At 62.5% G+C, this 23,558-nt stretch carries 23 protein-coding genes and 3 pseudogenes; 9 read left to right on the forward strand and 17 right to left on the reverse strand.

The genetic code is table 11. The features are described from left to right. Positions 1 to 46: 46 nt before the first annotated feature. Positions 47 to 529 (reverse strand): annotated as a pseudogene (locus tag ACQCSX_RS21760) (ISAs1 family transposase); the annotation flags it as partial. Positions 530 to 1,746: 1,217 nt separating this feature from the next. Here ACQCSX_RS21760 and ACQCSX_RS21765 point away from each other — a divergent pair. Further along, on the forward strand, positions 1,747 to 2,490 hold the full coding sequence (locus ACQCSX_RS21765) for a protein NO VEIN domain-containing protein (RefSeq protein ID WP_427019175.1): 744 nt from the start codon (positions 1,747 to 1,749) through the stop codon (positions 2,488 to 2,490). Positions 2,491 to 2,684: 194 nt separating this feature from the next. Next, positions 2,685 to 3,257 (forward strand): recombinase family protein, encoded by a 573-nt coding sequence (locus tag ACQCSX_RS21770; protein WP_427019176.1) that lies wholly within the window; start codon positions 2,685 to 2,687, stop codon positions 3,255 to 3,257. 92 nt (positions 3,258 to 3,349) lie between these two features. Here ACQCSX_RS21770 and ACQCSX_RS21775 read toward each other — a convergent pair whose 3' ends face one another. From ACQCSX_RS21775 to ACQCSX_RS21795, 5 genes and pseudogenes are all read right to left on the reverse strand, one after another. Next, positions 3,350 to 3,727, reverse strand: a complete 378-nt coding sequence (locus ACQCSX_RS21775; protein ID WP_427019177.1) for a hypothetical protein — start codon at positions 3,725 to 3,727, stop codon at positions 3,350 to 3,352. A gap of 288 nt (positions 3,728 to 4,015) precedes the next feature. Beyond that, the gene (gene istB, locus ACQCSX_RS21780) at positions 4,016 to 4,747 is read right to left on the reverse strand and encodes an IS21-like element helper ATPase IstB (RefSeq protein ID WP_427015968.1); all 732 of its coding nucleotides are present in this window, start codon (positions 4,745 to 4,747) and stop codon (positions 4,016 to 4,018) included. Further along, positions 4,744 to 6,212: pseudogene (gene istA / locus ACQCSX_RS21785) on the reverse strand (IS21 family transposase). Before istA ends, istB begins: the two are co-directional and overlap by 4 nt. 250 nt (positions 6,213 to 6,462) lie before the next feature. Beyond that, entirely contained in the window at positions 6,463 to 6,840 is a 378-nt protein-coding gene (locus ACQCSX_RS21790; RefSeq protein WP_427019178.1) for a J domain-containing protein, read from the reverse strand. A gap of 235 nt (positions 6,841 to 7,075) precedes the next feature. Further along, the gene (locus tag ACQCSX_RS21795) at positions 7,076 to 7,501 is read right to left on the reverse strand and encodes an Hsp20/alpha crystallin family protein (protein ID WP_427019179.1); all 426 of its coding nucleotides are present in this window, start codon (positions 7,499 to 7,501) and stop codon (positions 7,076 to 7,078) included. Positions 7,502 to 7,638: 137 nt separating this feature from the next. Here ACQCSX_RS21795 and ACQCSX_RS21800 point away from each other — a divergent pair, with 137 nt between their 5' ends. The 4 genes from ACQCSX_RS21800 (at position 7,639) to ACQCSX_RS21815 (ending at position 11,342) form a co-directional block, all read left to right on the forward strand. Next, entirely contained in the window at positions 7,639 to 7,935 is a 297-nt protein-coding gene (locus ACQCSX_RS21800) for a MerR family transcriptional regulator (protein ID WP_427019180.1), read from the forward strand. 524 nt (positions 7,936 to 8,459) lie between these two features. After that, positions 8,460 to 9,041, forward strand: a complete 582-nt coding sequence (locus ACQCSX_RS21805; protein WP_427019181.1) for a recombinase family protein — start codon at positions 8,460 to 8,462, stop codon at positions 9,039 to 9,041. 476 nt (positions 9,042 to 9,517) lie between these two features. Further along, entirely contained in the window at positions 9,518 to 10,702 is a 1,185-nt protein-coding gene (locus ACQCSX_RS21810; protein ID WP_427019182.1) for an FAD-binding domain, read from the forward strand. Between the two features lie 28 nt (positions 10,703 to 10,730). Then, positions 10,731 to 11,342, forward strand: a complete 612-nt coding sequence (locus tag ACQCSX_RS21815; RefSeq protein WP_427019183.1) for a TetR/AcrR family transcriptional regulator — start codon at positions 10,731 to 10,733, stop codon at positions 11,340 to 11,342. Positions 11,343 to 11,856: 514 nt separating this feature from the next. On the opposite strand, the gene ACQCSX_RS21820 is transcribed toward ACQCSX_RS21815, so the two are convergent. From ACQCSX_RS21820 to ACQCSX_RS21840, 5 genes are all read right to left on the reverse strand, one after another. After that, positions 11,857 to 12,528: a DUF1254 domain-containing protein gene (locus ACQCSX_RS21820; protein WP_427019184.1), complete on the reverse strand. Its 672-nt coding sequence runs from the start codon at positions 12,526 to 12,528 to the stop codon at positions 11,857 to 11,859. Further along, a complete protein-coding gene (locus ACQCSX_RS21825) occupies positions 12,525 to 13,082 on the reverse strand; it encodes a DUF1214 domain-containing protein (protein WP_427019185.1) in 558 nt (185 codons plus the stop codon). The genes ACQCSX_RS21820 and ACQCSX_RS21825 overlap by 4 nt, the downstream gene beginning before the upstream one ends. Before the next feature lie 61 nt (positions 13,083 to 13,143). Then, entirely contained in the window at positions 13,144 to 13,335 is a 192-nt protein-coding gene (locus ACQCSX_RS21830; RefSeq protein WP_427019186.1) for a hypothetical protein, read from the reverse strand. A 17-nt stretch (positions 13,336 to 13,352) separates the two neighbouring features. Next, positions 13,353 to 14,147, reverse strand: a complete 795-nt coding sequence (locus ACQCSX_RS21835) for an ABC transporter permease (protein ID WP_427019187.1) — start codon at positions 14,145 to 14,147, stop codon at positions 13,353 to 13,355. Beyond that, positions 14,140 to 14,934, reverse strand: coding sequence for an ABC transporter ATP-binding protein (locus ACQCSX_RS21840; protein WP_427019188.1), 795 nt, complete (start codon positions 14,932 to 14,934; stop codon positions 14,140 to 14,142). Before ACQCSX_RS21840 ends, ACQCSX_RS21835 begins: the two co-directional genes overlap by 8 nt. Positions 14,935 to 15,186: 252 nt before the next feature. Between ACQCSX_RS21840 and ACQCSX_RS21845 the strand changes: the two are divergent. Next, positions 15,187 to 16,908: pseudogene (locus ACQCSX_RS21845) on the forward strand (IS1634 family transposase); the annotation flags it as partial. A gap of 494 nt (positions 16,909 to 17,402) precedes the next feature. On the opposite strand, the gene ACQCSX_RS21850 reads toward ACQCSX_RS21845, so the two are convergent. The 6 genes from ACQCSX_RS21850 to ACQCSX_RS21875 form a co-directional block, all read right to left on the reverse strand. Further along, positions 17,403 to 17,822 carry a hypothetical protein gene (locus tag ACQCSX_RS21850; protein WP_427019189.1) on the reverse strand — a complete coding sequence of 140 codons (420 nt, stop codon included), beginning with the start codon at positions 17,820 to 17,822 and terminating at the stop codon, positions 17,403 to 17,405. A 132-nt stretch (positions 17,823 to 17,954) separates the two neighbouring features. Continuing rightward, positions 17,955 to 18,608, reverse strand: a complete 654-nt coding sequence (locus ACQCSX_RS21855) for a GntR family transcriptional regulator (protein WP_427019190.1) — start codon at positions 18,606 to 18,608, stop codon at positions 17,955 to 17,957. 122 nt (positions 18,609 to 18,730) lie between these two features. Continuing rightward, positions 18,731 to 19,888 (reverse strand): NAD(P)/FAD-dependent oxidoreductase, encoded by a 1,158-nt coding sequence (locus ACQCSX_RS21860; RefSeq protein ID WP_427019191.1) that lies wholly within the window; start codon positions 19,886 to 19,888, stop codon positions 18,731 to 18,733. A gap of 33 nt (positions 19,889 to 19,921) precedes the next feature. Further along, entirely contained in the window at positions 19,922 to 20,695 is a 774-nt protein-coding gene (locus ACQCSX_RS21865; RefSeq protein WP_427019192.1) for an amino acid ABC transporter ATP-binding protein, read from the reverse strand. A gap of 9 nt (positions 20,696 to 20,704) precedes the next feature. Then, positions 20,705 to 21,655 carry an amino acid ABC transporter permease gene (locus ACQCSX_RS21870; RefSeq protein ID WP_427019193.1) on the reverse strand — a complete coding sequence of 317 codons (951 nt, stop codon included), beginning with the start codon at positions 21,653 to 21,655 and terminating at the stop codon, positions 20,705 to 20,707. Beyond that, positions 21,652 to 22,548, reverse strand: a complete 897-nt coding sequence (locus ACQCSX_RS21875; protein WP_427019194.1) for an ABC transporter substrate-binding protein — start codon at positions 22,546 to 22,548, stop codon at positions 21,652 to 21,654. The genes ACQCSX_RS21870 and ACQCSX_RS21875 overlap by 4 nt, the downstream gene beginning before the upstream one ends. Before the next feature lie 113 nt (positions 22,549 to 22,661). Between ACQCSX_RS21875 and ACQCSX_RS21880 the strand changes: the two genes are divergently transcribed. Then, complete coding sequence (locus ACQCSX_RS21880) at positions 22,662 to 23,042, forward strand: RidA family protein (RefSeq protein ID WP_427019195.1); 381 nt, start codon at positions 22,662 to 22,664, stop codon at positions 23,040 to 23,042. Between the two features lie 119 nt (positions 23,043 to 23,161). After that, positions 23,162 to 23,356 (forward strand): hypothetical protein, encoded by a 195-nt coding sequence (locus ACQCSX_RS21885; protein WP_427019196.1) that lies wholly within the window; start codon positions 23,162 to 23,164, stop codon positions 23,354 to 23,356. Positions 23,357 to 23,558 lie beyond the last annotated feature (202 nt).

A 23,558-nucleotide genomic window follows, 5' to 3' on the forward strand; every position in this document is an offset into this window, starting at 1 on the left:
AGTGTTCGCCCCGGCCGTGCAAGTAGGCGGCGTGATTACGTTGGGTGTGCAGCGCATCGGCGGCCACGACGACACCACGGACGTCCTTGATGCCGTCCGGCAGGGTGGAGAAATAGGGGATTTCGTTGGATTTCTCGGCCACCGAGACCTGCCCCAGCACGGCACCGGTGTCCTGGTCGATGGCGGACATCAAATGCACCCTGGAACCGCCACCGTTCTTCGCACCACGGACTTCCTTCCCGTCAATCGCGATCGCCGTTGCGGAGGTCACCGCCTGGGCCCAGGCGCCGGCCAGTTTGTCCATCGCGTCCCCGTCGAGGCGTTCAAGCACCCGGCCGAGCGTGGTGGCGTGTGGGGCGCCGATGCCCAATTCGGCGAGCTGGTCCCGGGCCGTGTCGGCGGCCCATTCGGCGATCTCCACCAGGGTTTTCTGCCCGGCGATGACGGCGCACACCATGATGACCAGCAGGTGCGCGAAGCGGTGCCGCACGCCCCGCTTCGCCCGCGGATCCGGCAGTTCACACAGCACCGCCAGGGCCCGGGCGCGATCGATGGATGGACACCGGCCCGGAACCGGAAAATCCGTCGACCAACAAGGCAAGGTGAGAGGATGGCACGAGGGAACTCCTGGTAAGACAGCGGCTTCAACACCTACTGGCTTAACGGGGGTTATCCTCTTTTAATCCTCTTTTAACAGTCAGTCGGACCCCGGATCGTCTCACTATTTAAGACGCCAACCAGTCACCCGCGACTTTGCAGTCGCCCTGGGTAAGGTCGTCGTTGAACGAATCGGGGGCTCGAGTCTACGGCGGCGGCGTGATGAAGATGCTCAACGTAAAGGCTGAAGACGTCACCTCGGCAGAAGCAAAAGACATCAGCCCGGCAGAGTACGGAGGCTGGGGTCTCGGGACATGGCTGGGTGAAGACCTGGGGTGTTCGTTGATTTTCCGGGGTCTCCCGTCGATGCACTGCTGTTAATTTTGCCCATTTAACGATAATAATTTTGCCCATTTAACGATAAAATAGACATGAGAATTCATTGCGTTTGGAAGGGCGACATGATGGCTGTCATGACCACCCAACCGCCCCTGCCTGTTGCGATGGTTTCGGCTGCCGTGCCGGTGGGCCTGGCAGTGTCCCTGGTGGAGGACGACCAGGGCGGGGAAGTCTATATTCGCGGGCAGTTGACGTTTTCCTGGAGCCCTCTTCAAGTCGACGTAGCAAAACGGGTGTGCACTCTTCTTGCTGCTTCAGAGATTCCGGGAGCCCCGTCAAAGTGGTCCCGATGACCGCTCATGGGAGTTCTCAGACCATGATGCTCCACCGGTACGCTCCGAGCTGTGAATCGCAGCAGTATCCGGCGTTGTTTTGTTAGCGGTAAATGGCCGGTGTCGTGAGTGGAGGGCGCCGCCATACCGTCGCTGATCAGCTGGGAACGGTTCCATCAATCAACCCCCTGACGAGGCGCCGGCCGGGGTCAGGCCAGCGGACGGCACGAGGTTCCACTCGCTGTCGTGCGTGGTTCGCTGGCATCGGTCGGCGATAACTCGATTCATGGTTATGAACATCAAGCTCAGCGACCGACAGACCGCCGACAGCGATGATCCGCTCGGGCGTGACTGGTACGGCTAGGACCCTGAGGCAACACCAGAGCAGCTCTGGGCGCACAATCGCGGTGACTGGTTCCTGGACAAGACGCGCATCGCGAGTGAGCGATGGGCAGCTCTCAACTACCAAGGCCGGATCGTGCTGGTCGTGGAACTCCGTGGCCCGGATCACGAGATCGTGACGGGTATCGACACAGGGCGACCAAAGAAGGCTCTCAACGGCCGCCCCCTGTCGGCTGGACATCCCGTCCACGAGGCCTTGATCTGGACGCCGGTCGAATACGCGCCCGGCAGCAGGAACTCAATTTTGTATGGCCCGGACCCTGAGACTGCCGGCGCGGTAGAGGCGGACCTACCAGAGGCGCGGGATCTACCCGGTGCAGGGGGCCAAGGGCTGCAAATGGACGCCGACATCCGCAGAGCGATTGAGAATGCTGCACATGATCGTTTGATGCGCCACTACCGAAACGCCGGCTGGACCGTTACAGACACCCGGCAAAATCATCCCTACGACGCCGCAGCGGACAGGGCTACCGAGCGGATCTACCTTGAAGCGAAAGGCACCCAGAGCAGAGGGAACTCGGTCATCGTCACGCGCAATGAGGTCGATCACGCCGGCCACCATCCGGGACTCTGCAAGATGGGCGTGTGGTCCGGGATGCGACTCGTGGACGGGGCAGTGGATCCTGAGGCGGGGGTCTTCAGGATTCTTCCCTTCAATCCAGACGACGGGCAACTGCGTCCCGCGACTTCGATTGGACGCTTCCCAGCGACGCCACATGACGACGGGTGGAGCGCCCCGCCGGACTACCGCCGTGTCAAGGCACCGCTTAAGAGGGTGAGCATCACTTGGTGGCACCTCCCGTCCACGAAGTGGATATGAGCGCCTGGGGGACGGAGTTTTACGTCCTATCAAAGGTTCCTTTATCAGGACACGACGGCCGGCCGACGGCGGTTGGCCGAAGTCCAGCTTTCGCGGCAGTTCCCGGGACCCGGAATCGTCTCATCAATGTGTCTCACGTAGGCTATTCTCAACAAAAGGAAATTTGGCCTTTGATGATCATTTGAGGAGTCGGCATGGGGAGTATCGGATATGCCAGAGTCAGCACCGTGGACCAGAACACGGATCTGCAGCATGCGGCGTTGAGGGCCGCGGGCTGCCACCGGATCTTCACCGACCACGGCGTGAGCGGCACGAAGGCCAGCCGGCCCGAACTGGACAAAATGCTCGATCACCTGCGCGACGGTGATGAGGTGGTGGTCTGGAAGCTGGACCGGCTGGGGCGCAACACCCGCAACCTGCTGGCTCTCATCGATGACCTGGAACACCGAGGCGTGCACTTCCGCAGCATTACGGAAGGCATCAGCACGACGGGGCCGATGGGCCGGGCCATGCTCACCGTCATGTCCGCGTTCGCCCAGCTCGAGCGCGACCAGCTGGCCGAGCGGACCAGGGCCGGCATGGCCGCGGCCGCCGAACACGGGCGAAAGGCCGGACGGCGGGAAGTCACCGCCGCCCATGCGAAGGTCAAGCGCGCCCGCGACCTGAAAGCCCAGGGGCTCACGCCGGCCGACATCGGGAAGATCATCGGGGCCAGCCGCGCCACCGTGTACCGCTACCTGAACATGGGAAGCAGCGACTTGGTCTGACAAGGACCGAATGGGACGTCCTCGACGCCCGGGCTGAGCGCTTGGCCAGCGATTTACGTTCCTGCGGGGCACTCCTCCCAGGCACGCCTGTTCTATAACTGGGTGCCGTAGATGAATTCCTTGGCGTGGTCTACGGCCTTTCTGAAGGCGTCGTTGCGGAGGGTGATCTGTTCGCCGGTGTCTGTTTTGCCTGGCTCGATGTAGGCCGTGTAGCCGGGGTGCAGCACCCAGATGTCCCCGGACGGGGGCAGGTAGAAGACCCCGAAGGAGCGGTGCCGGGGGTCCTCGGCCCAGATGGGGACCACGGCGATGGCCGCGCCGGTGTCGGCGTTGATCCATTGTGCCCGGGGCAGGGGTTGTTCATGTACTTCGGGGTCCAGGAACGGGGCCGTCCCTTTGCCCCAGCGCTGTTCAAACCGTTCATGAAACGCCGGTAGCAGAAGGTGATCGTACGGGTGCCAGGGGCTCATGGCAGGCTCCTTTCAGGATCGTTCGGTGTGACGGTGGCAGGCCGGGCGTGGCGGATTCACCGCCGGTTCCACCACAGGATCCGGTACCCGCCCGGAGCGGGTTCTTCACCCCGTGCTCCACGGTCCGGCAGCCGGCCGAACAGATCCCATCGGCCGGTAACCTGACCTCCGGTGATCTGCCGTCCGGGAGCCGGGTTCCCGTGGTGTGTTTCGTCAAGTCTAAGTAGGCCGTTTCAGCGCTAAGAATTAGGCCACCTCGGCCCGTTTCTGGTCCATTTCAGCGGTTGGCTATTTCATGAGGGCATTTTTGACCCGGTAGGACTCGCCGCGGAATTGCAGAAGCCGTCCGTGGTGGACCAGCCGGTCGATGACGGCGGCGGCCATGTTGTCGTCCCCGAACACTGTTCCCCAGCGGGAAAACTCCAAATTTGTGGTGATGATCAGGCTGCGTTTTTCATACCCGTCAGCGATCACCTGGAAGAGAAGCCTGGCCCCTTCGGTATCGATCGGCAGGTAGCCCAGTTCGTCAATCGCCAGGAGCTGGTTCTTGGCCAGGGCGGCCAGTTCCTTGTCGAGGCGGTCTTCGTCCTTGGCGCGGCGCAGCATCATGACCAGGGCGGAGGTCGTGAAGAACCTGGCCTGGATGCCCTGCCGGCAGGCTGCGGCCACCAGGGCGGTGGCCATGTGGGTCTTGCCCGTGCCGACGTCCCCGTAGAGGACCAGGTCCTGGGCCCGGTTGATGAAATCCAGGGATTCGAGGGGTTCGCGGCCGTAGTCCTCCGGGAACCGGACACTGCCGTAGTCGAACCCGGTGAGTGTTTTCATGGCCGGCAGCCTCGCTGCCTTCAGCAATCGTTGGCGGCGTGACTCCTGCCGGGATTCGTGCTCGGCCAGCAGGACCTCGTGGAGGTATTCGCGTTGTTTCGGGGTGCCCTTCTCGGCCCATTCGGTCAACACGCTGCCGGTCAGCGAGGCATGCTTGCCCGCTTCGAGGATGTCTTGGACGGTGATCGGGTTCATGCGACTTCTCCGGTGGTGGTGTTCAGGGTGGTGAAGGTGTCATAGACACTCAGATCCACGTTGGCTGCCGGCGGTTCGGTGCCGTCAGCCAGACGGCGGGCCAGCATGCCCAGCATGGCCATGTCCGGTGCATCCCCGCGCTGGATCAGGGTGTCGGCAGCGGCCACCGCGGCATCGAATCCCGCCGCCGACGAGGCGGCGTCCACGGCGTTGAACAGGCGGCGCCGCCCGGTGGCGGTGGCTTTGTCCAGCCAGTCACGCACGGGGTCGGTGACCAGGGCCCGCAGCGGGGAATGGGACCACGCCCCGGGCTTCGTCACGAGCAGCGGCACCAGGGAAGCCGGGTCGAAGACCGTCTCGGCCTGCTTCCCGAAGACGCGTGGGAACGTGCGGACGGGTTCGGAATGCTCGTCAAGGATCTGCACCACGTCGTGTCCCAACCCCACCGTGAGCATCCGCCCGTGGAAGACGGGCCCGGCGGCGTACGTGTTCCCGTCAATGAGCAGGTTCCCGGTCTTGTCGGCCTTGCGCGATTCGTAGCGCACGGCATCGAAACCGATCCCCGGCAGTTCCATGGAGGCGCGGCCACGTCCTGGGCGAACAGCTCACCCAGGGGCAGGCCCTTGCGGTAGTGCACTGTGGTGGCCAACGCATCGCAGCGCGCCATGAGGACCTTGTTGAGCCCCTCCAAGGTGGCGGCCTCCGGCTCGGGGACCATGAAGTTCCGGCGCAGGAACCCCACCGCGTTCTCCACGTTGCCCTTCTCGTGGCCCGAGTATGGATTGCAATAGCGGGACTGGGACCGGTAATGGAGTTTGAAGGCGCCAAACAGCTTCGTCTCGGTCACCCTGGTTCCCACCCGGTTTCCGATGCCCGTCGCGTTGTCAAAGACCATGTGCCGCGGCGCAGCCCGAATGTGCTCGAACACGGTCCGCAGCCCGTGGGCAACGCATTCAGCGGTCTCGCCGCGGTATGCCTGGACGAAGCGCATGTTCGAGAACGGGAAGGTCACCACGAGGATGTGCAGGACCTGCCGGATCCCGGCAATGATGGCCTCGGCCTGACCGAAGTCGACCTGCACGGTGCCGGCAGGCCAGACCAGTTCGGTGAACCCCTCGCCGGGCTGCCGGTTGGCGGCCAACCATTTCTTCACGTGCCGCTGGACCGGTGAATAGGTGCCGGTGAACCCATGCTCTTCCACGAGCCTGTCAAAGATCCGCTTGACCGTGTGCCGCTGCTTGCGGTTCCGGCGCGCATCCTCGATGAGCCACCGCTCAATGATGTGCTCGAACCCGGCCAGGACCGAGGCACCCGGCCTGGCCAGCGGTGCCGGCGGCGCCGGGGAGAAGTCCTGCTGCTCGGCGTACTTGGCCGCCGAGGTCCGGCTGACTCCCAGCCTGCGGGCGATCTCCCGCACGGGGACTCCCTGGGAGTCGAGTCGTCTGATATTTTCTTGTACGGACATGGGTACCGTCATCTGCTTTCCAGCCCTTCCGGCGCATACGCTTCGCAATGGCAGCGCCGTAAGGAACCTATCTGGGGGTGGCGGGCCCATGTCCCTGACACTCAAGGCGGGGCCCGAACCACCGGGTGATCTCTATCTCCAAACCAGCCCCCGAAACCTGATTCCGGGATGAAATGACTGGCCTGATTCTTACCGCTCTTTTGGCCTGAAACGAGCCACCAACGTGGCCCATATTCTCGGCTGAAACGGCCTACAGATAGTCGATCACACACACGTGGCTTTCCCACCGCACCGGGCCGATGATCAGGGCAGGACCGGACCGGCCGTGTGGTGCAACACCCAAGGGCCCGTATGCCCGCGGTGCCGGCGCTGGTGCCGGCGGCGGAGATTCCCGCCGGTGCCGGTCGTAGGCGGCCCGCTTGGCGGGGTCGCCGAGCACCGCGTAGGCGTCCATGATGTCCTGCAGTTCCTGCGCGCCGGCTTCCGGACCGGCGGGCCCTGCCCCGGGGGTACGGGTGTCGGGATGATGGGCGCGCACCAGCGCCCGGTGGGCGCGGGCGACCTCACGGGCCGTCGCGGCGGGCCCGAGATGGAGTACCCCGTAGGGATCCGGGCTGTGTTCTTTCATGGTCCGGTTTCCGTCTGCTGTTTTCCTCGTCCTGTCCCCCAAGGACCTGGAGTGCGGCCAGGGGCGGGGATGGTCCCCGGCCCGTGGGGCCGGGGACCATCGGTGCGGGAGGCATCGTCGGGGGCCGTTTTTTGGGTGCGTAACTGGCGCGGTGGCGTGGCTGGTCTGCATCGCCCTTTACTCTTCCGGCGGCCGGTCCAATGCTCCCGGTCCTGCGGGCCTGACCGGGCGCGTCTTAGGCGTTGATTTCCTGATGCGGGGTCTTGTCCGATGCGATTTCGATGCGGCGCGGTTTGGCCTTTTCGGCCACGGGGATCCGCAGCGTCAGGACCCCGGCGTCGTAGCTGGCCTTCACCGCGTCGGCATCCAGGGCGTCTCCCAAAATGAGCTGGCGGCTGAAGACGCCGCGGGGCCGTTCGGCGGCGATCAGCTCCGTCTTTTCATCGGCCGGGTCCTTGCGCTCCGCTTTCACCGTCAGGACGTTGCGTTCGATGTCGATGTCCACCGAATCGACGGCGACTCCGGGCAGGTCGAACGCGACGACGAATTCTTCGCCCTCCTGCCAGGCGTCCATGGGCATGGCGGCCGGCCGGGCTGTGGTGCCAAGGACCTGCTGGGCGAGCCTGTCGAGCTCGCGGAACGGGTCGGTACGCATCAGCATGGTCTCCTCACTCCTTACAGATCGTTTCCTATCATTCAGTCCCAGCCTGCTTATCTGTTGTGGCTGGTATAGATTTTTTATAGCACCGGTAGGAAACTGGTGCAAGGGGGTAATTCGGAGTATTCGAGGAGGGTCCGATGGAGCAGCACACCGGGAGAACCGCGGCGGTGTATGCCATCTCGGTGGCTGCGGAACTGGTCGGGACAGGTCAGCAGAACCTCCGGCTGTATGAGCGCAGGGGCCTGCTGGAACCCGGGCGGACGGTCGGGGGAACTCGCAGGTACAGCGAACAGGATCTGGAGACCCTGCGCCGGATCAGCGCACTGCTCCAGGACGGTCTGAATCTGGCCGGCATCCACGTCGTCCTTGAACTCGAAGCGGCCAACAGGGGCCTGCAAAAGCAATTGGCTGCCGCCCGGGCCCAACGGCACTGAATCGACTGCGGCCCGCATCGACGGCACTCTTTTTTGGACAGAGGAGGTGAGGTCCGGCGGCAGCACGTCAATGCCGGCGAAGTCCCACATCCCGAGGTTCGCATGGGCGCTGTCATCGTGGTCTCGAGGCCACCCTCCTGCCAGCCCATGGCGGTTTAATCGCCGTGGGTCGGGTGGATATCCGCAGGGACAGCGGAAGATGACGGCGAGCGTTGCCATTGTCTACCGAGCGCCGTACCGAAAGTTGTCCCTGGCGGCACTTTTGGGACAACTTGCGGGACAGTCAGGTTACGCGGCAATCCACACTCCGAGCTCAGATCGTCATCGCTCCTACCGGCATGTCTTGTAACCCTTGGGATATGAGACGCCTCACCGGCCGAACGACCGCGAACACGGGCAGTGCCTTAATTTTCGCGGAACGGTGTGGGTTCGCCCGCAGCCGGCGATTCTCGTAACTACGTCTCGAAACCTTCTGATTGAATCCGTGCATCCACCATTAGTTACGAGACACATCGGAGCAGTCCATGACGAAACTGATCGGCTACGCACGCGTTTCGACGCGCCAGCAGTCCACCGACCGGCAGCGGGCGGATCTTCTGGCCGCCGGCGTCCGGCGCGATGACCTCTACGTTGATCACGGTGTGTCCGGGGCGCGGGCCTCACGACCTCAGTTCGATCGGGCACTTGACGCGCTGATCGAGGGTGACACCCTGGTCATCACGACGCTGGACCGGCTCGGACGATCCACCCAGAACATGCTCGCCTTCGCCCACGAACTCCGCAGCCGGGGCGCGGGGCTGCGTGTCCTGAACCTCGGTGGTGGGGACGTCGACACCGCGACACCCATGGGATCGATGCTGTTCACGATCATGGCCGCTCTCGCGCAAATGGAACACGAGATCAAACGCGAACGCGTCACCGATTCCATCAGCAAACGCCGAGAAGCGGGAAAGGACCTTGGCGGCCGACCCCGCCGGGTCACCGACAGCCAGGTACGAAGCGCTGTCCGCCTGGTCGAAGGCGGCGAGCCCGCTGCGCAGGTTGCCCGGGACCTTGGAATGTCCCGCGCAACGTTTTATAGACGCTCGGGAGAACTCAAGGACTAGCCGCGATTCATCCTCCTTAAAGGCGACACCAAGCGTTAACGGAATGCCGCCAAAGAGCGATCAAATCCACACTCCAAGTGCCCCGCATGTGTGCAGTTATTGAGACGCGAAACATCACCGAGGCTGTGCGTCAGGATGGGGCTTACTTTGGCGGTTGTGTCACCTATGCGGGACGGTTTTGCGGGCGGGGTGTACGTCAATCGGGAGACCCGGTATCTGCATGGATTTTTCGCGACGGGGGAATGGTCGGCAGGTGTCGCGGTGGGGATCGGCTTACGGACGGTGAGAACCGACATCGGTGGGCGCAGTCCAGGCCGGGCACACCTGGGCGCGGTGCGGTGCGGGATTTTCCCACGGATTCGTGGCGTTTCAGCAGAAGCACCGCCCGGTCTTCGGGCGGTAGCGCGGACCCGTTGACGGTCTTAGACCAACGGTTTAGACTAGTGGTCTAAACCGGTCGCCGGAAAGGATGCGTCATGAAGGTCTTGATCGTGGGAGCCGGGATCGCCGGCCCGACGCTGGCATTCTGGCTCAACAAGTCGGGCCACGAGGTCACCATCGTGGAACACGCCCCCAAGTTGCGCACCGGCGGTTACCTGATCGATTTCTGGGGCGCCGGCTTCGATGTGGCGCAGCGGATGGGCATCGTGCCCGAGCTGCGCACGCGCGGCTACGTGTTCACCGAGGCGAGAGCGATCGATCGGAACGGTCGCAAGATCGCGTCGTTCAACCCCGAGGCCGTGATCGAGTCGAACAAGCGGTATCTGAGCATTCCGCGAACTGACCTCGCCGCGGTCATCTACGACTCCCTCGACGGCGCGGTGGAGCTGATGCTCAGCGACACCGTGCGAGACCTCGCCGACGACGGTGAGCGCGTTCGGGTCACCTTCGAGAGCGGTAGCACCCGCGATTTCGATCTCGTCATCGGCGCGGATGGCCTGCACTCGCGGGTGCGCAAGCTCGCTTTCGGACCGGATGAGCAATTCGAGAAGTATCTCGGCATGGTGGTGGCCGCGTTCGATGCGGAGCGGTATCCGGAACGTGACGAGCTCGTCGCGATGATGTACGCCGAGGTCGGGTTTCAGGCGATCCGACTCTCTTTTCGCGACGACGCCACGCTGCTCCTGTTCAGCCTGCGGCACGACGGCGACGTGCCGGTCGAGCGCGCGGCACAGGAGAGCTTGCTACGGGAGAAGCTGGGCGACAAAGGGTGGGAGGTTCCCGAGATGCTGGCCGCCATGCCCAACGCGAAGAACTTCTACTTCGACTCGGTGAGCCAGATCCAGATGCCGTCGTGGTCGACCGGCCGCATCGCCTTGGTGGGCGATGCCGGCGCGTGCCCGTCATTCCTGGCCGGACAGGGCTCGGCACTGGCCATGGTGGAGGCCTACACGCTGGCGGCGGAACTGGCACGAACCAGCGACCACCGCGAGGCGTTCGCCCGCTACGAGGAGCGGCTGGCCCCGCTGATACGCTCCAAGCAGGATGCCGCCCAGGGCTTGGGTCTGGCCTTCGCCCCGAAGAACAGAGTCCAGCTTTTCGTCAGGAATACGGTGTTGAAGATGATGGGGCTTCCCAAGGTTGCCGACATCGCGATGGGCAGGAGCTTCCACGACCGCGTCGAACTCCCGTCCTTCCCGGAACAGAACTCGAGGCGCTGACCGAATGGTTCGACCCCGATTCACGAAATTGCCTGCGCAGCAGCAACAGGCGATCGTGCAAGCGGCCCTCGACGAGTTCGCGGCGCACGGATTTCACGACGCCTCGCTCAACCGGGTCATCGATGCCGCCGGAATCTCCAAGGGGTCGATGTACTACTACTTCGACGGCAAAGAGGATCTCTACGCCTACGTCGCGCACCTCGGCCTGGCCGGGCTGTTCGAGCAGGTCGGTCCACTGCCCGACCTGAGCGTAGGGGATGCCGACGCCTTCTGGTCGGATCTGGGCGACTACTACCTCCGGCTGATGCGAGCACTCGTCGCGTCACCGCAGTTGGCCGCCATGCTGCGCGGCTGGGCCGCCGCGGCGAAGAGCCCCGCTTCACAGAATGCGCAGGAGGAACTGGAGCAGTCATCCCTCCCATGGATCGCGCAGGTGCTCGCCACCGGGCAACGGGTGGGAGCGGTGCGCGACGACGTCCCACCCACCCTGCTGATCGCGGTCGCGATGGGCATGGGCGAGGCGATGGATGTCTGGCTCATGTCCCAGCAGGCCGACGATGACGCGCTTCCCGGCCGGATCGCGTCGCTGATGAGCATGATCAGGGGAGCAGTCAGTCCCCGACTGGATAACCATCCATGACTACACCGCGACGAGCCCGGAGTCGCTCAGTCGTCAAGCAGGGCGGGCCGCTACCGGCCCGCCCTGCGCCACCGGCTGAGCCGTCGACGGGGAGCTTCCTGGGGCCGCTCAAACGCTTCTGGGTACATCGCTCTCGCGGTCCGGCCCGGCAGGTCGTAGAGGAACACGCCCAGCATCTCGACCAACGCCACGATCACGGCTCTGGACGATGGTGAAGAAACGGATAGCGCTCGTCACCATCAAGGTTGTCGAACTGCCCGCGTGCGGATCCCCTACTGAAAACCGACCTTGTCGCGCTCAGCGTTCCCCTGCGGACGGTTACTGACACGGCGTCCATCGACAAGTTGTGCGCCAGCGGGTACGTTGCCTCGACGGTCCCTTAGCGTAAGATTTTTCCGTTTTCTGTAGCCACCCGAATCATAAGTTGACTGCCGCCCTCGGATTTATTGGGCTCACTTGGCCAGGTCCTCCTGAAGGTGGCGTGAGTGGCCACGTTTAATGGTCCAGGGCCGGGTTAACGTTGGCGGTCGAGTTTTAGTGGTCTGAGCTGGATCTGTGTGGCGAGTGCGTAGGCCGCTTCGTGATCGCCCTCGTCAGCGACGAACACTCGACCGATGAGCAATGCGGCATGATGCGGCACTTCGATCCGGGTCATCCGTGCTGGCGTGTCGCCTCCCCACTTGGTTTCGCAGAGGAGGAAGTTACCGGCCGTGGTGCCGGTGGTGCGTTTGCCGACGTAGGCGAAATTGGCGCCGCTGGTCAGGTCGGTGAACTGCACGCTGTAGTAGCGGCCTTCCATCTCGGGCACGTGCAGAAGTTGTGGTCCGGCCTTTACGTCCAGCCAGCCGCCGACGTACAGGACATCATCGGTGCCGGTTGCGATGACGCTGCCGGACGAAGTGGACTGCGACGCACTCTCAGGCACGGCATAGATCGTGTTGACAGGAATCGGCCCGCCGCCCAACCCGCGGCTGACGATTATGCGCTTGAAGCCGCCGACCGTGATTCGCGGCCAGAAGTAGATGAAGACGAACGTACCGGTCACCCACACGGCCACAGCCGTTACTGCCAGCGGAATGATCGCGTCCAGACCGCCATCGACAATCCGTCGGTAGATGACCCAAGCAAAGATCGCAAGAATGACGATCGTGACCGCAGTGCCGTGCTTCAGAATCAGGCGATTCATGACCGCACCTCAACCACCGGGGGTACCTCGTAATTGCCGTCCACGATGGCAGATCCCGGCAGATAGGCGCGGAGCATGAGCTTGAACCGACCCGGCGGCGTCGCCAGCCAGTTCTGTGCGGCACCGGATGGCTGGTGTGGCTGCAGCAGAATGTCGACGGAGTCGTCAGCGTTCTTCAGCAGGCCGGAGTGGCTATCTACGCTCGATCGGCCGATGGAGGTGCTGATTTTGTAGCCGACGGTGTCCGTGGCTGTGAGCGACCAGAAGGCGTCAGTCGGTGGAAGCTGACCAGCCGGGAAGTGAAGGCAATAGGCATGCCCTCCACTGAGGCGCGCCCCTGCGTCATCGCTGGTTGCTGTCCAGTAGGCGGCCTCTTCGAACACGTTGACGACTGGCAGTGCCTTCTGCAGTGCGGCCCGCACCAGCAGTCCGTTGCCGGGCTGGCCGGCATTGGGGATCGCGCTCCAGCCGTTGACGGTCTTTGTCTCGGTCTTCGCCACGGCGTTCAAGGCCAGGACCGTGGTCAGGTACGCGAAGGTCAGGCCGATGATCACACCCTGCACGACACCGGAACCCGCAACCCAGGCGAGGAAACCATTCACGACGACTGCCGCATCACAGCACCCCGGTTCTGAACAGCACGACAACGGTAACAATCGCAGCGACGATGACCGCCAGTATCAGCCCGCCCTGCCAGGAACTTGGGTGCCATCCCGGGCCGGACCGGTTCGGTCGGAACCACGGTTTGCCCTTCTTCCCGGTCGGTCCTTCGGAATCGATCGGCGGTTCTTGTTCATCCTGCGACATGCATTCTCCCCTTGTCTTTACCGTGCGTCCCAGCGGAACCAGCGGATGCCGATGAAGGCGCCGACGACGGTGTAGCCGGCGGTGCCGATGAGCCCGATGGTGTCCGTCCAGTCCCAGCCGGAGAGGTTCAGCACGCCGGCGTAGAGGTTGATCATGGCCCCAACGGGTGACCAGTTGGCAACGGCGTGGATGGTGGTGCCGAGGATTCCGCTGGCGCCCAGGAGTCCGAGCAGCAGGAAGACGATGTAGAGGATGCGGCCCACGGCGTTGATCACGGCCGCGGATCTGACCAGGGCGACGAGTGCCTGGGCGATGGCGAGGAACATGGCCCCGCCCAGGATCGACACACACACCAGGAGGAGGTACTGGCCGGGGCTGAAGACGGTGTTGGTGATGATGCCGCCGAGGACGACGACGATAATGGTCATGATGAGGTCGACAACGATCTGCACGGCCAGGCGGCTGGCCATGATCGCCCAGGTCGGGGCCGGGGTGACGCGCAGCCGCTGGAACACGCCGGCATCGCGGTCACGGGCGATCGTGTTGGAGTAGCCGATCAGGCTGGAGGCCATCAGCCCGTAGGTCAGGGCGAGACCGATAATGAACCCGGGACCGGCGAATGCGGACGTTCCGCCCTTGGTGCGAAGGCCGATGATGACCAGGATGAAGATTGGGACCGCGAAGTTCAACAGCAGCGTCCGGCCGCTGCGCAGCAACACGGTGAAGTCAGCACGCAGCAGCGCCCCGAAGATCAGCCCGATCTCCGGGCGCACACTGCCACTGTCGGTGGGGGTGGTGATTGCCTTAGCCACGGATCTCACTCCCTGTCAGCCCAATGAACACGTCTTCAAGGGTCACATCGCCTCGGGCGCCTTTCACCACTCGCGGGTCGTTCCGGTGCTTGGCGATCAACCCCGCGGGCGTGTCCAGGGTGAGCAGCTTGCCATGGTCGATGATCGCGACACGATCGCACACTGCCTGCGCTTCTTCCATCGAATGGGTGGTCAGCAAGATGCTGCCACCACCGGTGCGCAGCGTCTCGATGCGATCCCACAACTGTCGTCTCGATTGCGGATCCAGGCCCGAGGTGGGCTCATCGAGCAGCAGCAGGATCGGCTGGTGAATCACGGCGATCAGCAAGGACAAGCGCTGCTGTTGTCCACCGGAGAGCGACTTGTAGGTTTTGCCCCGCTCGTCACCCAGCCCGATATTGCGAATTCGATCGGCGATTCCGGTCTTGCCGATGCGCAGGCTGTACAGCCCCGCGTACAGGCGCACGATCTGTTCGATGGTCAGCTCCGACTGGAAACTGGAGGCCTGCAACTGCACGCCCAGGCGCGCCTTCGCCGCGAGCGGGTCGCGTTGAATGTCGAGCCCGTCCACCAGGACGGTGCCGGCCGCTAGCTTCAGCAGGCCCTCGATCGCGCTCAGCGTGCTGGTCTTACCGGCACCGTTGGGTCCCAGCAGGCCAAAGATCTCGCCGCGGTTGATCTGAAGGCTTACCCCCTCCACCGCAGTTCTTGTCCCGTACCGGACCACCAGAGCATTGACGTCCAGGATCGGTGCAGGGTCAGGGCCTGGTGTGACTGGATTGTTCATCGTGCCTTCCGGTGCGAACAGGCCCTCAAGGGACTGCTCATAGGGACAGGCTACGTCAAGGTGCTACCAAGGACCCGGCCCGTATTCTGAGTGTTTCCTATGTATCCGCTGTTAGACAGAAGTTACGTCGGCCCTTTCCCCGGTTTCCTTCTGGATTCCGGGGGAAGGGCCGTTTTTGCACCAACATTTGTAGCCACTAAATTATTTGGGAAACCCGTTCACTTTCCCTGTCGCGGGGCGTACCGTTGGGACATGACGCAGAAGACGCCGGCGATGCATTTAGCCGTGAACACGTCCCGCCGGGTGAACAAGTCCGGGGTGGAGGTCGAGTACCGGTCGGTACTGCTGCGCACCTCCTACCGGGAAGCCGGGAAGGTCAAGCACGAGACCCTGGCGAACCTCTCGGCGCTGCCGGACACTGCCGTGGAGACGCTGAAGGCGTCCCTGGCCGGCAAGACCATGGTCGAGGCCGGCGCTGCCCTGGCGATCACGAGGTCCCTGCCCCACGGACACATCGACGCCGTCTACGCCATGGCCCGCGGGCTCGGTCTCGAAGCAATGCTCGGGCCGGCGTGCCGGGAACGGGATCTGGTCATGGCGTTGCTGGCGGCCCGGATCTGCGCACCGTCCTCGAAACTGGCAACCCTGTCCTTCTTCGCCGACACCACCTTGGGCCGCGACCTGGGGGTAGTGAACACCGATGAGCTGTATCGGGCCATGGACTGGCTCGGCAACCGCCAAAACACCATCGAAAAGGCGTTGGCCCGCACGTACCTGCGCCCGGAGGTCAACCCGGACAAACTGGCCCTGTTTGATCTGTCTTCCTCCTGGGTGACCGGCACCCACAACCCTTTGGCCGCCTTCGGGTATTCGCGGGACAAAAAGCGCGGAATGGAGCAGATCGAATACGGGATGCTGGCCACCCGGGCCGGGATCCCGATCGCCGTGCGCGTCTTCGAAGGGAACACGGCGGACCCGGCCGCATGTATCAAGATTGCCGGTGAAATTCAGGCGCTGTCCGGGGTTGAAGACATGGTCATGGTCGGGGACCGCGGCATGATCACCTCCGCCCGCATCGAAGCCCTCAAAGAAACGTCTCTGGGCTGGGTCAGTGCCCTGCGCAACACCGCCATCCAGGAACTCGCCGAGGACCAGGGACCCTTGCAGATGAGCCTGTTCGACGAGCAGAACCTGGCCGAAATCAGCCACCCCGACTACCCCGGTGAACGCCTGATCGCCTGCTGGAACCCCGCCCTGTCCGCGAGGCGCAAACACAAGCGCGCCGAGCTCCTCGACGCGACCGAGGAGCGGCTGGAAACCATCCAAAAGGCCGTTGCGGCGGGCCGTTCCAAGGACGCCGGGAAAACCGGGGTCCGGGTCGGGAAAACCCTGGGCAAGAACAACATGGCCAAACACTTCCAGATCACCCTCACCAACACCTCCCTTTCCTGGGTGCGGAACCCTGAAAGCATTGCGCGGGAAGCGGACCTGGACGGGGTGTACGTCATCCGCACCAACACCACCGCAGAGGCCATGGATGCCGCCGAGGCCGTGCGGGTCTACAAGTCCCTGGCGAACGTGGAGAAGATCTTCAAAACCCTCAAATCCCGGGACCTGCGCATCCGCCCGATCTACCACCACACGGAGGAGCGCACCCGTTCCCACGTGTTCCTGTGCATGCTCGCCGGACACCTGACCTGGCACCTGCGCAAAGCCCTCGCCCCGTTGACATTCACCGATGAGGACCGGCCCGTCCCGGAAGAACCCGTTGCCGCCGTGACCCGCTCCGCCGCCGCGGCACGCAAGGCCAGCACCCAGACACTCGATGATGGCACCCCTGCCCGCGACTACCAGGCCCTGCTGCGCCACCTGGCGACCCGGACCCGGAACACCATGACGATGACCGGCACCACCGGCACCTTCGAGCTCCTTGCCGTACCCACACAAACCCAGCAGCAGGCCATGACCCTCATCCACAACCACGCCGCTAACCACGGAAAGTAGCCAGACACCCCAGAAGCAAAGACAGGAAGATCCCCGGAAAACCGGGGATCTTCCTGTCTTAACCTGCGTAACTTCAGATTAGACGAGGTGGAAGGTGCTCCGACGTAGCCGGGCAGGCATACTCTGTTGTGGATGCCGTACCTGCGGCCCAAAGGATGACGAAATGCCCAGCAGCCTGACCCCGTGATCGTCCTCATCGTCGTGCTGGCGCTCTCCGTCATCGCGCAAGCGATATTGAGCAGGAACTCGGAGTTCCAGTGCGGGAAGGGCGGGGACAAGTTCGCCCTTTCCCCCTTCGTCGCGGCACTGACGCCCCACTGGTTCAGTCAGAAGCTCGCCACCTCGCCGAACTGCGGTACCAGGACATGGGCTGTGAATCACAGCGATATTTGGCGTTGTTCTGTCAGCGGTAAATGGCGGGTGGGCGTTTCAGGAACGCTGAGCGGGCGCCTTCTCGATCCGGGTCAGTTGTGCGCGGCGGCTGCTGCAACAGTCAGCGGATCCACCAGTTCCCTTCCCAGGATGTGGGTGATGTCGGTGGTGGTTCCGTCGAGGAATCCGTGAGCTGCAGCGGTGTGGATGGAAAGCAGCATGGGGTGTTGGAACGGCAACAGCCCTGCTGTGTTCAGGGACTGCCTGAGATCCTCCATTGTGCCGGGCCGGTACGCCGATCCCAGCCGGTCCGCGACGTCCTGGTGAGTAATCACCCTTTTCCCGACCAGGTTGTAGGTCCGGCCGCTGTGCGGCCTGGGGTTCCGGGAGACGATTGATGCTGTTTCGGCGAGGTCCTGCCGAGCGACGGCCACTACCCCGCCGCGTCCGAACGGGGCTGTAATCACTCCATCTCGTGGCGTGAGGAGTTGACCGATCAGCTCGGCATACAAGCCATTCCGTAGGACCGTCCACGGGAGCTTTCCGTTCCGGAGGCGGCGTTCGGTCCACCGGTGGCCAGGGCGTACCTGTCGGCGGTACGTCCAAATCCGTATCCGCCATGAGAAAACCTACCGAGGCTTCCTTTATTCAGGAGCGTGGATGGGGGGAGCAATTAGGCTCTTGAGCATTTGTCGTTCTGCAACGTTCAGCCGGTCAGTGAGGTTCTTTTGGGCCTCATCGATCTTTCCGGCCACGACCAGGTCACAGAATTCCTGATGTTCGTGCAGTTCGTCGGTCATTACGTTCTCGTCAGCTTCCTGGTGTGTCATGGCGAGCCGGAGGCGTCTCATGAGCGAAGCGTGCGTCTCAGAGAGTATGCGGGATTTGAGGAAGCTGACGGTTGTTACATGGCTGAGCTTGTCGGCTTCAACGAACCCGACCACGTCACCGTTGGTCACGGCGTCCTTCATTTGGGCAATGGCGTCTTTGAGTTGGAGGAGTGCTTCCTCTGGAGCGCCGTGGGCAGCCTTCACGCCGGCCAGTTCAAGGACGCGGCGTGCTCGGTAAATCTCCTTAACGTCATCGGGGTCGAGGGTGAGGACTTCCAGGACCCGGGAGGCAGGATTGCGGACGAGCAGCCCTTCTAACTCCAGGGAGTTCAAGGCTTGGCGGACAGTGGCACGCGAAACGCCGAGTTCAGTTGCCACGGCATCTTCCGTAACCCGCGTTCCCGGGAGTATTTCGCGGGTCAGGATCTGCTGCCGAAGCGCCGCGGTGCTCAGCTCAGCTGCGGTCATACGTCGGATTTTATTCACAGGGTGCTCCTACTGTCCTCGGCGGTGGCGGGTCCGTCCAGCCGGGACCCGCCACCACTTATCTAGTCACGATCCTAGGTGTTCCTGGAGCGTGGATTTATCGATTACTGTTGCCCGGGCTGGCGGGGCGCGGCCAGAACCTGTTGGGGGTAGCTGTCCAACAGCCTGGTGGGCCGGAAACTATCGAACAGCGGCTCGGGCTCGTCAAACACTTCCGCAGCGACTGCCGATCCCAGGAACGGTGCCAGAGTCACGCCACTGTGGGAAGCAACAAGGTAAAGCCAAGGCCTGGAAGGGACGGCGCCGATGACACTTTGCCCATCAGCAGGCATTGCTCGGACTCCGACATGGAGTTCAGTGATATGGGCGTTTTCGGTGTTTTTTAGGATGTGTTGGAGCCTGTCGATGAACTCCTTTGCCAAGTCCGATTCCAGAGCGGGGACCGAACCAACTGTCGCGGTCACATCGAGATCGAGTGCTTGCAGCAATAAACGACCACCGCCATCGGGGCGGATGTTCAGCTTTGGGCTGGTGAGCATCCGGTCTATGGCCACGGGCAGGGGGTTTGTGACCGCAAGATAGCCGACGGTCACATCGCCTGGCTCTTGGTACTCGGCAACAACCGGACCCAATCCTGCGGCCGCTGTGATGTCGTTTGTCCACCGTCCAACAGCGCTGATCACTTGGTCTACAACAATGCTGCTGCCGTCGCTAAGGCCGACGTTCACGCCGTCGGTCATCTCTTCGAAGGATTCCACGTTCGCTCCGATGCGCAGGCGGACACCGAGGTGTTTGGCACGCTGGAGCTGGTGACGTATGTACAGGGTGGGGTAGCAGTGAGCTTCGTGTGGGAAGTAAGCAGCGGCGGTGCAGTCCTCAGGGACGATCAGGTCAGGAACGAGTTCGTTGGCCGTTGAACTGCTGATGCCTGCTGCTTCGTACCCGCGCTGGACAAGCCGTTCCAATCGGTGTTGGAGTTCGTTGGCGTGCTCAAGCGTGGCTGCGAGTTCGATGTGACCGGTGGGTCGGAACCAGTCCGCGCCCGTGCCGGCAAGGCGGTGGTGTGCTTCGAGGCCGGCGCGGTTGAGTTCGTAGTAACCTACGGGTTCCTTGCCATTCGAGTTTACCCATGCATATGAGGTCGAAGACGTCCCAGAGCCCGGGGCGTTCTTGTCGATCAGGGTTACTTCAGCCCCCCGGGCAGCTGCCTCGGCGGCGATGGACACGCCAATTATTCCTGCTCCGATTACGGCTATTTTCATTGATGGTTCCTTCGGCGGTGGTAATGCTCTGGTTTAGAGGACTTTGCTGAGGAAGGCTTGGGTGCGTTCCTCCTGGGGGTTGCTTAGAACATCTTTGGGGCGGCCACTTTCGACCACGACGCCACCGTCCATGAAGACGACGGAGTCAGCGACTTCCCGTGCAAAGCCCATCTCGTGCGTCACAACGATCATGGTCATTCCCGTGGAGGCGAGGTCATGCATGACATCCAGTACCTCCCCGACCAGTTCGGGATCCAGTGCCGAGGTGGGTTCGTCGAACAGCATGAGTTTGGGTTCCATTGCCAGTGCACGGGCGATGGCAATGCGCTGTTGTTGCCCGCCGGAGAGTGACCCGGGGTAGGCGTTGCGCTTGTCGGCAAGACCGACCCGCTCAAGCAGGCGTTCGGCGCGTTCCCTAACCCTGGCCTTCGGTTCCTTTTTCACGCCCATGGGGGCCTCCATGATGTTCTGAAGAACCGACATGTGCGGGAACAAGTTGAACTGTTGGAATACCATTCCCACTTCCGAGCGCATCTTCGCGATGGACTGAGGGCGCAGTTCGTGGAGGGACCCATTGTGTTCGCGGTAACCAACCAGGTCACCGTCGACGGTGATGCGCCCCGCTGAGGCAGTGTCGAGGTGATTGATGAGGCGCAGGAAAGTTGACTTTCCAGATCCGGAAGGGCCGAGAAGGGTGGTTACTTCTCCGGCCTTAACTTCCAGGTTGATGCCTTTGAGGACTTCGTTGTGCCCGAAGGACTTCCATACGTTCGTTGCCTTAACCATCACTTTTGGTGTCTGGGTCATCGGGTTCTCCTAACCGGCCGGGGCATCATTGGTGCCGCGCCTTTTTTGCAGTTCAATAACGCGGCGCATGACGCTCAGACCCTGGGCGCGGGTGCTCTTGTTGTAGTGGCGTTCGGTGTAGTACTGGCCGATGGTCATGAGGGTCGTGACGATCAGGTACCAAATGGATGCCGTGATCAGGAGCGGTATGGTTTGGAAGTTTTCGGCGTAGATGAGTTGGGTTGCGTAGAGCAGCTCAGGGACGGACAGGACGCTGACCAGCGACGTCGTCTTCAGCATGGAAATGACGTTATTGGCCGTCGGCGGAACGATGACGCTCATCGCCTGGGGGAGTATCACTCGGCGCAGGGTGCGCATGTTTGACATACCCAGCGCGTGTGCTGCCTCCGTCTGTCCCTTGCCGACCGAGACGATGCCTGCCCGGACGATTTCAGCCATGTAGGCGGCTTCGTTCAGTGCAAGCCCAAGGATCGCGGCTACGACGGGAGTGATCAGTGAGTTGGTGTCCGTCGAGAAGAGGGGTTCCGCTCCCGGGATGCCGAGGACAAGCGTGGGATACAGGGCTGAGATGAAGCCCCAGAACAGCAACTGAACGAACACCGGGGTTCCGCGGAAGAACCAGATGTAGAGGCCGGCCGCCCCATAGAGCGCGGGGTTGGTGCTCAAGCGCATGACTGCCAGGATCACTCCGAGGACTACGCCCAGGAGCATGGCGATGAAGGTCAGTTGCAGGGTATTCACCAGGCCGTCAAGCACGCGGGGTGAGGTGAAGTATTCACCGACAATGGGCCAGCCGAAGTTGGGGTTCGTTGCGACGGATTGAATGACTAGAACCGCAACCAGACCCATCAGAATGTAGGACGCCCAGCGGCCGGGCCGCTTGAGCTTTTTGACTTTCTCCGGGCTTCGCTGTCCGACGGAAACGTCGGGGACAGCGAGTCCGTTCATGCTTGTTTTCACGAAAGAGCTCCGTTGATTTCAGATTTTTCAATCTTGATATCGCCCAGGTTCCACTTGTTCAGGATGGATTCGTAGGTGCCGTTGCTGATCAGTTCGTTGATCGCGGCGTTTATCGCTACAGTCAGCTTGCTGTCCTTGGGAAGCGCCACGGCACCGGGGTTGGGGTTCTTCAGGAGGGGCCCCACGGACTCGAATTTTGCCGGATTCTTCTTCGCGGCATCGGCGATGGGTGGCGCGTCGGTCAGGACTCCATCGATCCTGTTGCTCTGGAGAGCGAGCTGGGCCTGCGGAGCCGTTTGGTAGACGTCGGCTGTGGGCGCGGGCTTGCCGGCGGCCTTGCAGGATTCCTCCTGGGCGGGCAGGAAGGTGGTCTGCTGTAGCGAGCCTCTGATCACGCCGATTCGTCCGCCGCATGTCTGTTCGGCGGTGAGTTCCTTGGGGTTTCCCTTGCTAACCAAGAGAAGTGTGCCGTTCCAGTAGTAGGTAGCGAAGTCCACGGTCTCCTCTCGCTTCTTTGTGTCACCGATGGAAGACATGGCCATATCCACTTTGTTTGCTGCCAAGGACGGGATCAGTGCGTCAAAGGATGTGGGAACGAGTTCAACGTCCAGGCCCAGCAGCCCGCCGACGGCGTTTGCCAGGTCAGGGTCGAGCCCCATGATGGTCTTTCCATCTGTGTCAGTGGATTCGAAGGGAGCGTAGGTCGGATCGGTACCGACGCGGATCTTTCCTGCCTGCCGGATGTTCTCGGGCACCATCGCCGCGAGCTTTGAATTCACCGCAGGGGCCGAGGACGTTGCAGACGATTGAGGAGTCGAGCCCCCGCAGGCAGTGATGGACATGACTCCGGCCGCCACTGCTGCGATGGCGATATTGCGAAATTTGGCTTGCATATTCCAGCCTATCTTCCTAGTATCAGACTGTCTGACAGTTCAAGTGTCAGACGTCACAGCAGATACGTCAAGATGCTCCCGAAAAAAACACCACACAAGAGGAATGGTTACCCATGCCCAAAGAAGAGATCAGGACCCCCGCAGCTCCCCTTCCGCTAGGAAGCTACTCCCAGGGGGTGCGGGTCGGGGATCACTTGTACCTGACCGGGCAGTGCGGGTTCGACCCCGTTTCCCGTGAACTCGTGAGCGAGGACGCCGGAGAGCAGACGCGGCAGGCGCTGACAAACCTGCGAAGTGTCATCGAGGCAGCAGGCGGAAAGATGTCCGATCTCGTGACGGTGCGCGTGTATATCAGCAGCGATGACGACTGGCCGGAAGTCAACGCCGCCTACGGTGAATTCTTCGAACGCCCCTTCCCCGCTCGCACCACGGTCCCTGTCGGTCTTGGCGACGGGATCAGGGTCGAAATCGACGGAATCGCTGTCCTAGCGTAGCCACGCATAGAACCGGAGGGCGGACCTAATGGGCTGGCTGACGGACAACTTTTCACCTCAGTCCTTGTCACACCGTTCGTGATTATGGACCCTCCTGGCACTGTGCCACAGTTCATTCATTGACGGCAGAGAAGCCGATCCGGTACGGAATCGCGTTCAACAAGAACGACACCGAGCTGCAGAAGGCTTTCCGGGCCGCACTGCTGAAAATGGTTGGCTCCGGGGACTATGCCAAGCTGATCGATGGATACGGCCTGAGCGAGCTTGTCCTGCCGGAAATGCCTGTCGATGGTGGCGGCCCGGCCAACGGCTGATCACCACCACCTCTCGTTTGATCTACGCAACGGCCGCCCGCAGACAACGTCTGGGCGGCCGTTGGCGTCTCTCGCGAAGAATGATCAGCGAATGGTCCGGGCTCAGATACCTGTAGGCCGTTGCAGCGGACGTCTCTAAAGGGGATATGGGGCGGTAAATAGGGAGAAATGCGCCCAGTTCGAAGCCCAGTAGGTGTCTTGA

The organism is Pseudarthrobacter sp. P1, assembly GCF_050156935.1.
Lineage (GTDB): Bacteria > Actinomycetota > Actinomycetes > Actinomycetales > Micrococcaceae > Specibacter.

Excerpts from the sequence above, each read along its gene's own strand:
- ACQCSX_RS21770 (WP_427019176.1), top strand. The coding sequence starts at position 2,685 with ATGGGGAGTATCGGATATGCCAGAGTCAGCACCGTGGACCAGAACACG.
- ACQCSX_RS21775 (WP_427019177.1), bottom strand. The coding sequence starts at position 3,727 with ATGAGCCCCTGGCACCCGTACGATCACCTTCTGCTACCGGCGTTTCAT.
- istB (WP_427015968.1), bottom strand. The coding sequence starts at position 4,747 with ATGAACCCGATCACCGTCCAAGACATCCTCGAAGCGGGCAAGCATGCC.
- ACQCSX_RS21790 (WP_427019178.1), bottom strand. The coding sequence starts at position 6,840 with ATGAAAGAACACAGCCCGGATCCCTACGGGGTACTCCATCTCGGGCCC.
- ACQCSX_RS21795 (WP_427019179.1), bottom strand. The coding sequence starts at position 7,501 with ATGCTGATGCGTACCGACCCGTTCCGCGAGCTCGACAGGCTCGCCCAG.
- ACQCSX_RS21800 (WP_427019180.1), top strand. The coding sequence starts at position 7,639 with ATGGAGCAGCACACCGGGAGAACCGCGGCGGTGTATGCCATCTCGGTG.
- ACQCSX_RS21805 (WP_427019181.1), top strand. The coding sequence starts at position 8,460 with ATGACGAAACTGATCGGCTACGCACGCGTTTCGACGCGCCAGCAGTCC.
- ACQCSX_RS21810 (WP_427019182.1), top strand. The coding sequence starts at position 9,518 with ATGAAGGTCTTGATCGTGGGAGCCGGGATCGCCGGCCCGACGCTGGCA.
- ACQCSX_RS21820 (WP_427019184.1), bottom strand. The coding sequence starts at position 12,528 with ATGAATCGCCTGATTCTGAAGCACGGCACTGCGGTCACGATCGTCATT.
- ACQCSX_RS21830 (WP_427019186.1), bottom strand. The coding sequence starts at position 13,335 with ATGTCGCAGGATGAACAAGAACCGCCGATCGATTCCGAAGGACCGACC.
- ACQCSX_RS21840 (WP_427019188.1), bottom strand. The coding sequence starts at position 14,934 with ATGAACAATCCAGTCACACCAGGCCCTGACCCTGCACCGATCCTGGAC.
- ACQCSX_RS21855 (WP_427019190.1), bottom strand. The coding sequence starts at position 18,608 with ATGACCGCAGCTGAGCTGAGCACCGCGGCGCTTCGGCAGCAGATCCTG.
- ACQCSX_RS21860 (WP_427019191.1), bottom strand. The coding sequence starts at position 19,888 with ATGAAAATAGCCGTAATCGGAGCAGGAATAATTGGCGTGTCCATCGCC.
- ACQCSX_RS21865 (WP_427019192.1), bottom strand. The coding sequence starts at position 20,695 with ATGACCCAGACACCAAAAGTGATGGTTAAGGCAACGAACGTATGGAAG.
- ACQCSX_RS21875 (WP_427019194.1), bottom strand. The coding sequence starts at position 22,548 with ATGCAAGCCAAATTTCGCAATATCGCCATCGCAGCAGTGGCGGCCGGA.
- ACQCSX_RS21880 (WP_427019195.1), top strand. The coding sequence starts at position 22,662 with ATGCCCAAAGAAGAGATCAGGACCCCCGCAGCTCCCCTTCCGCTAGGA.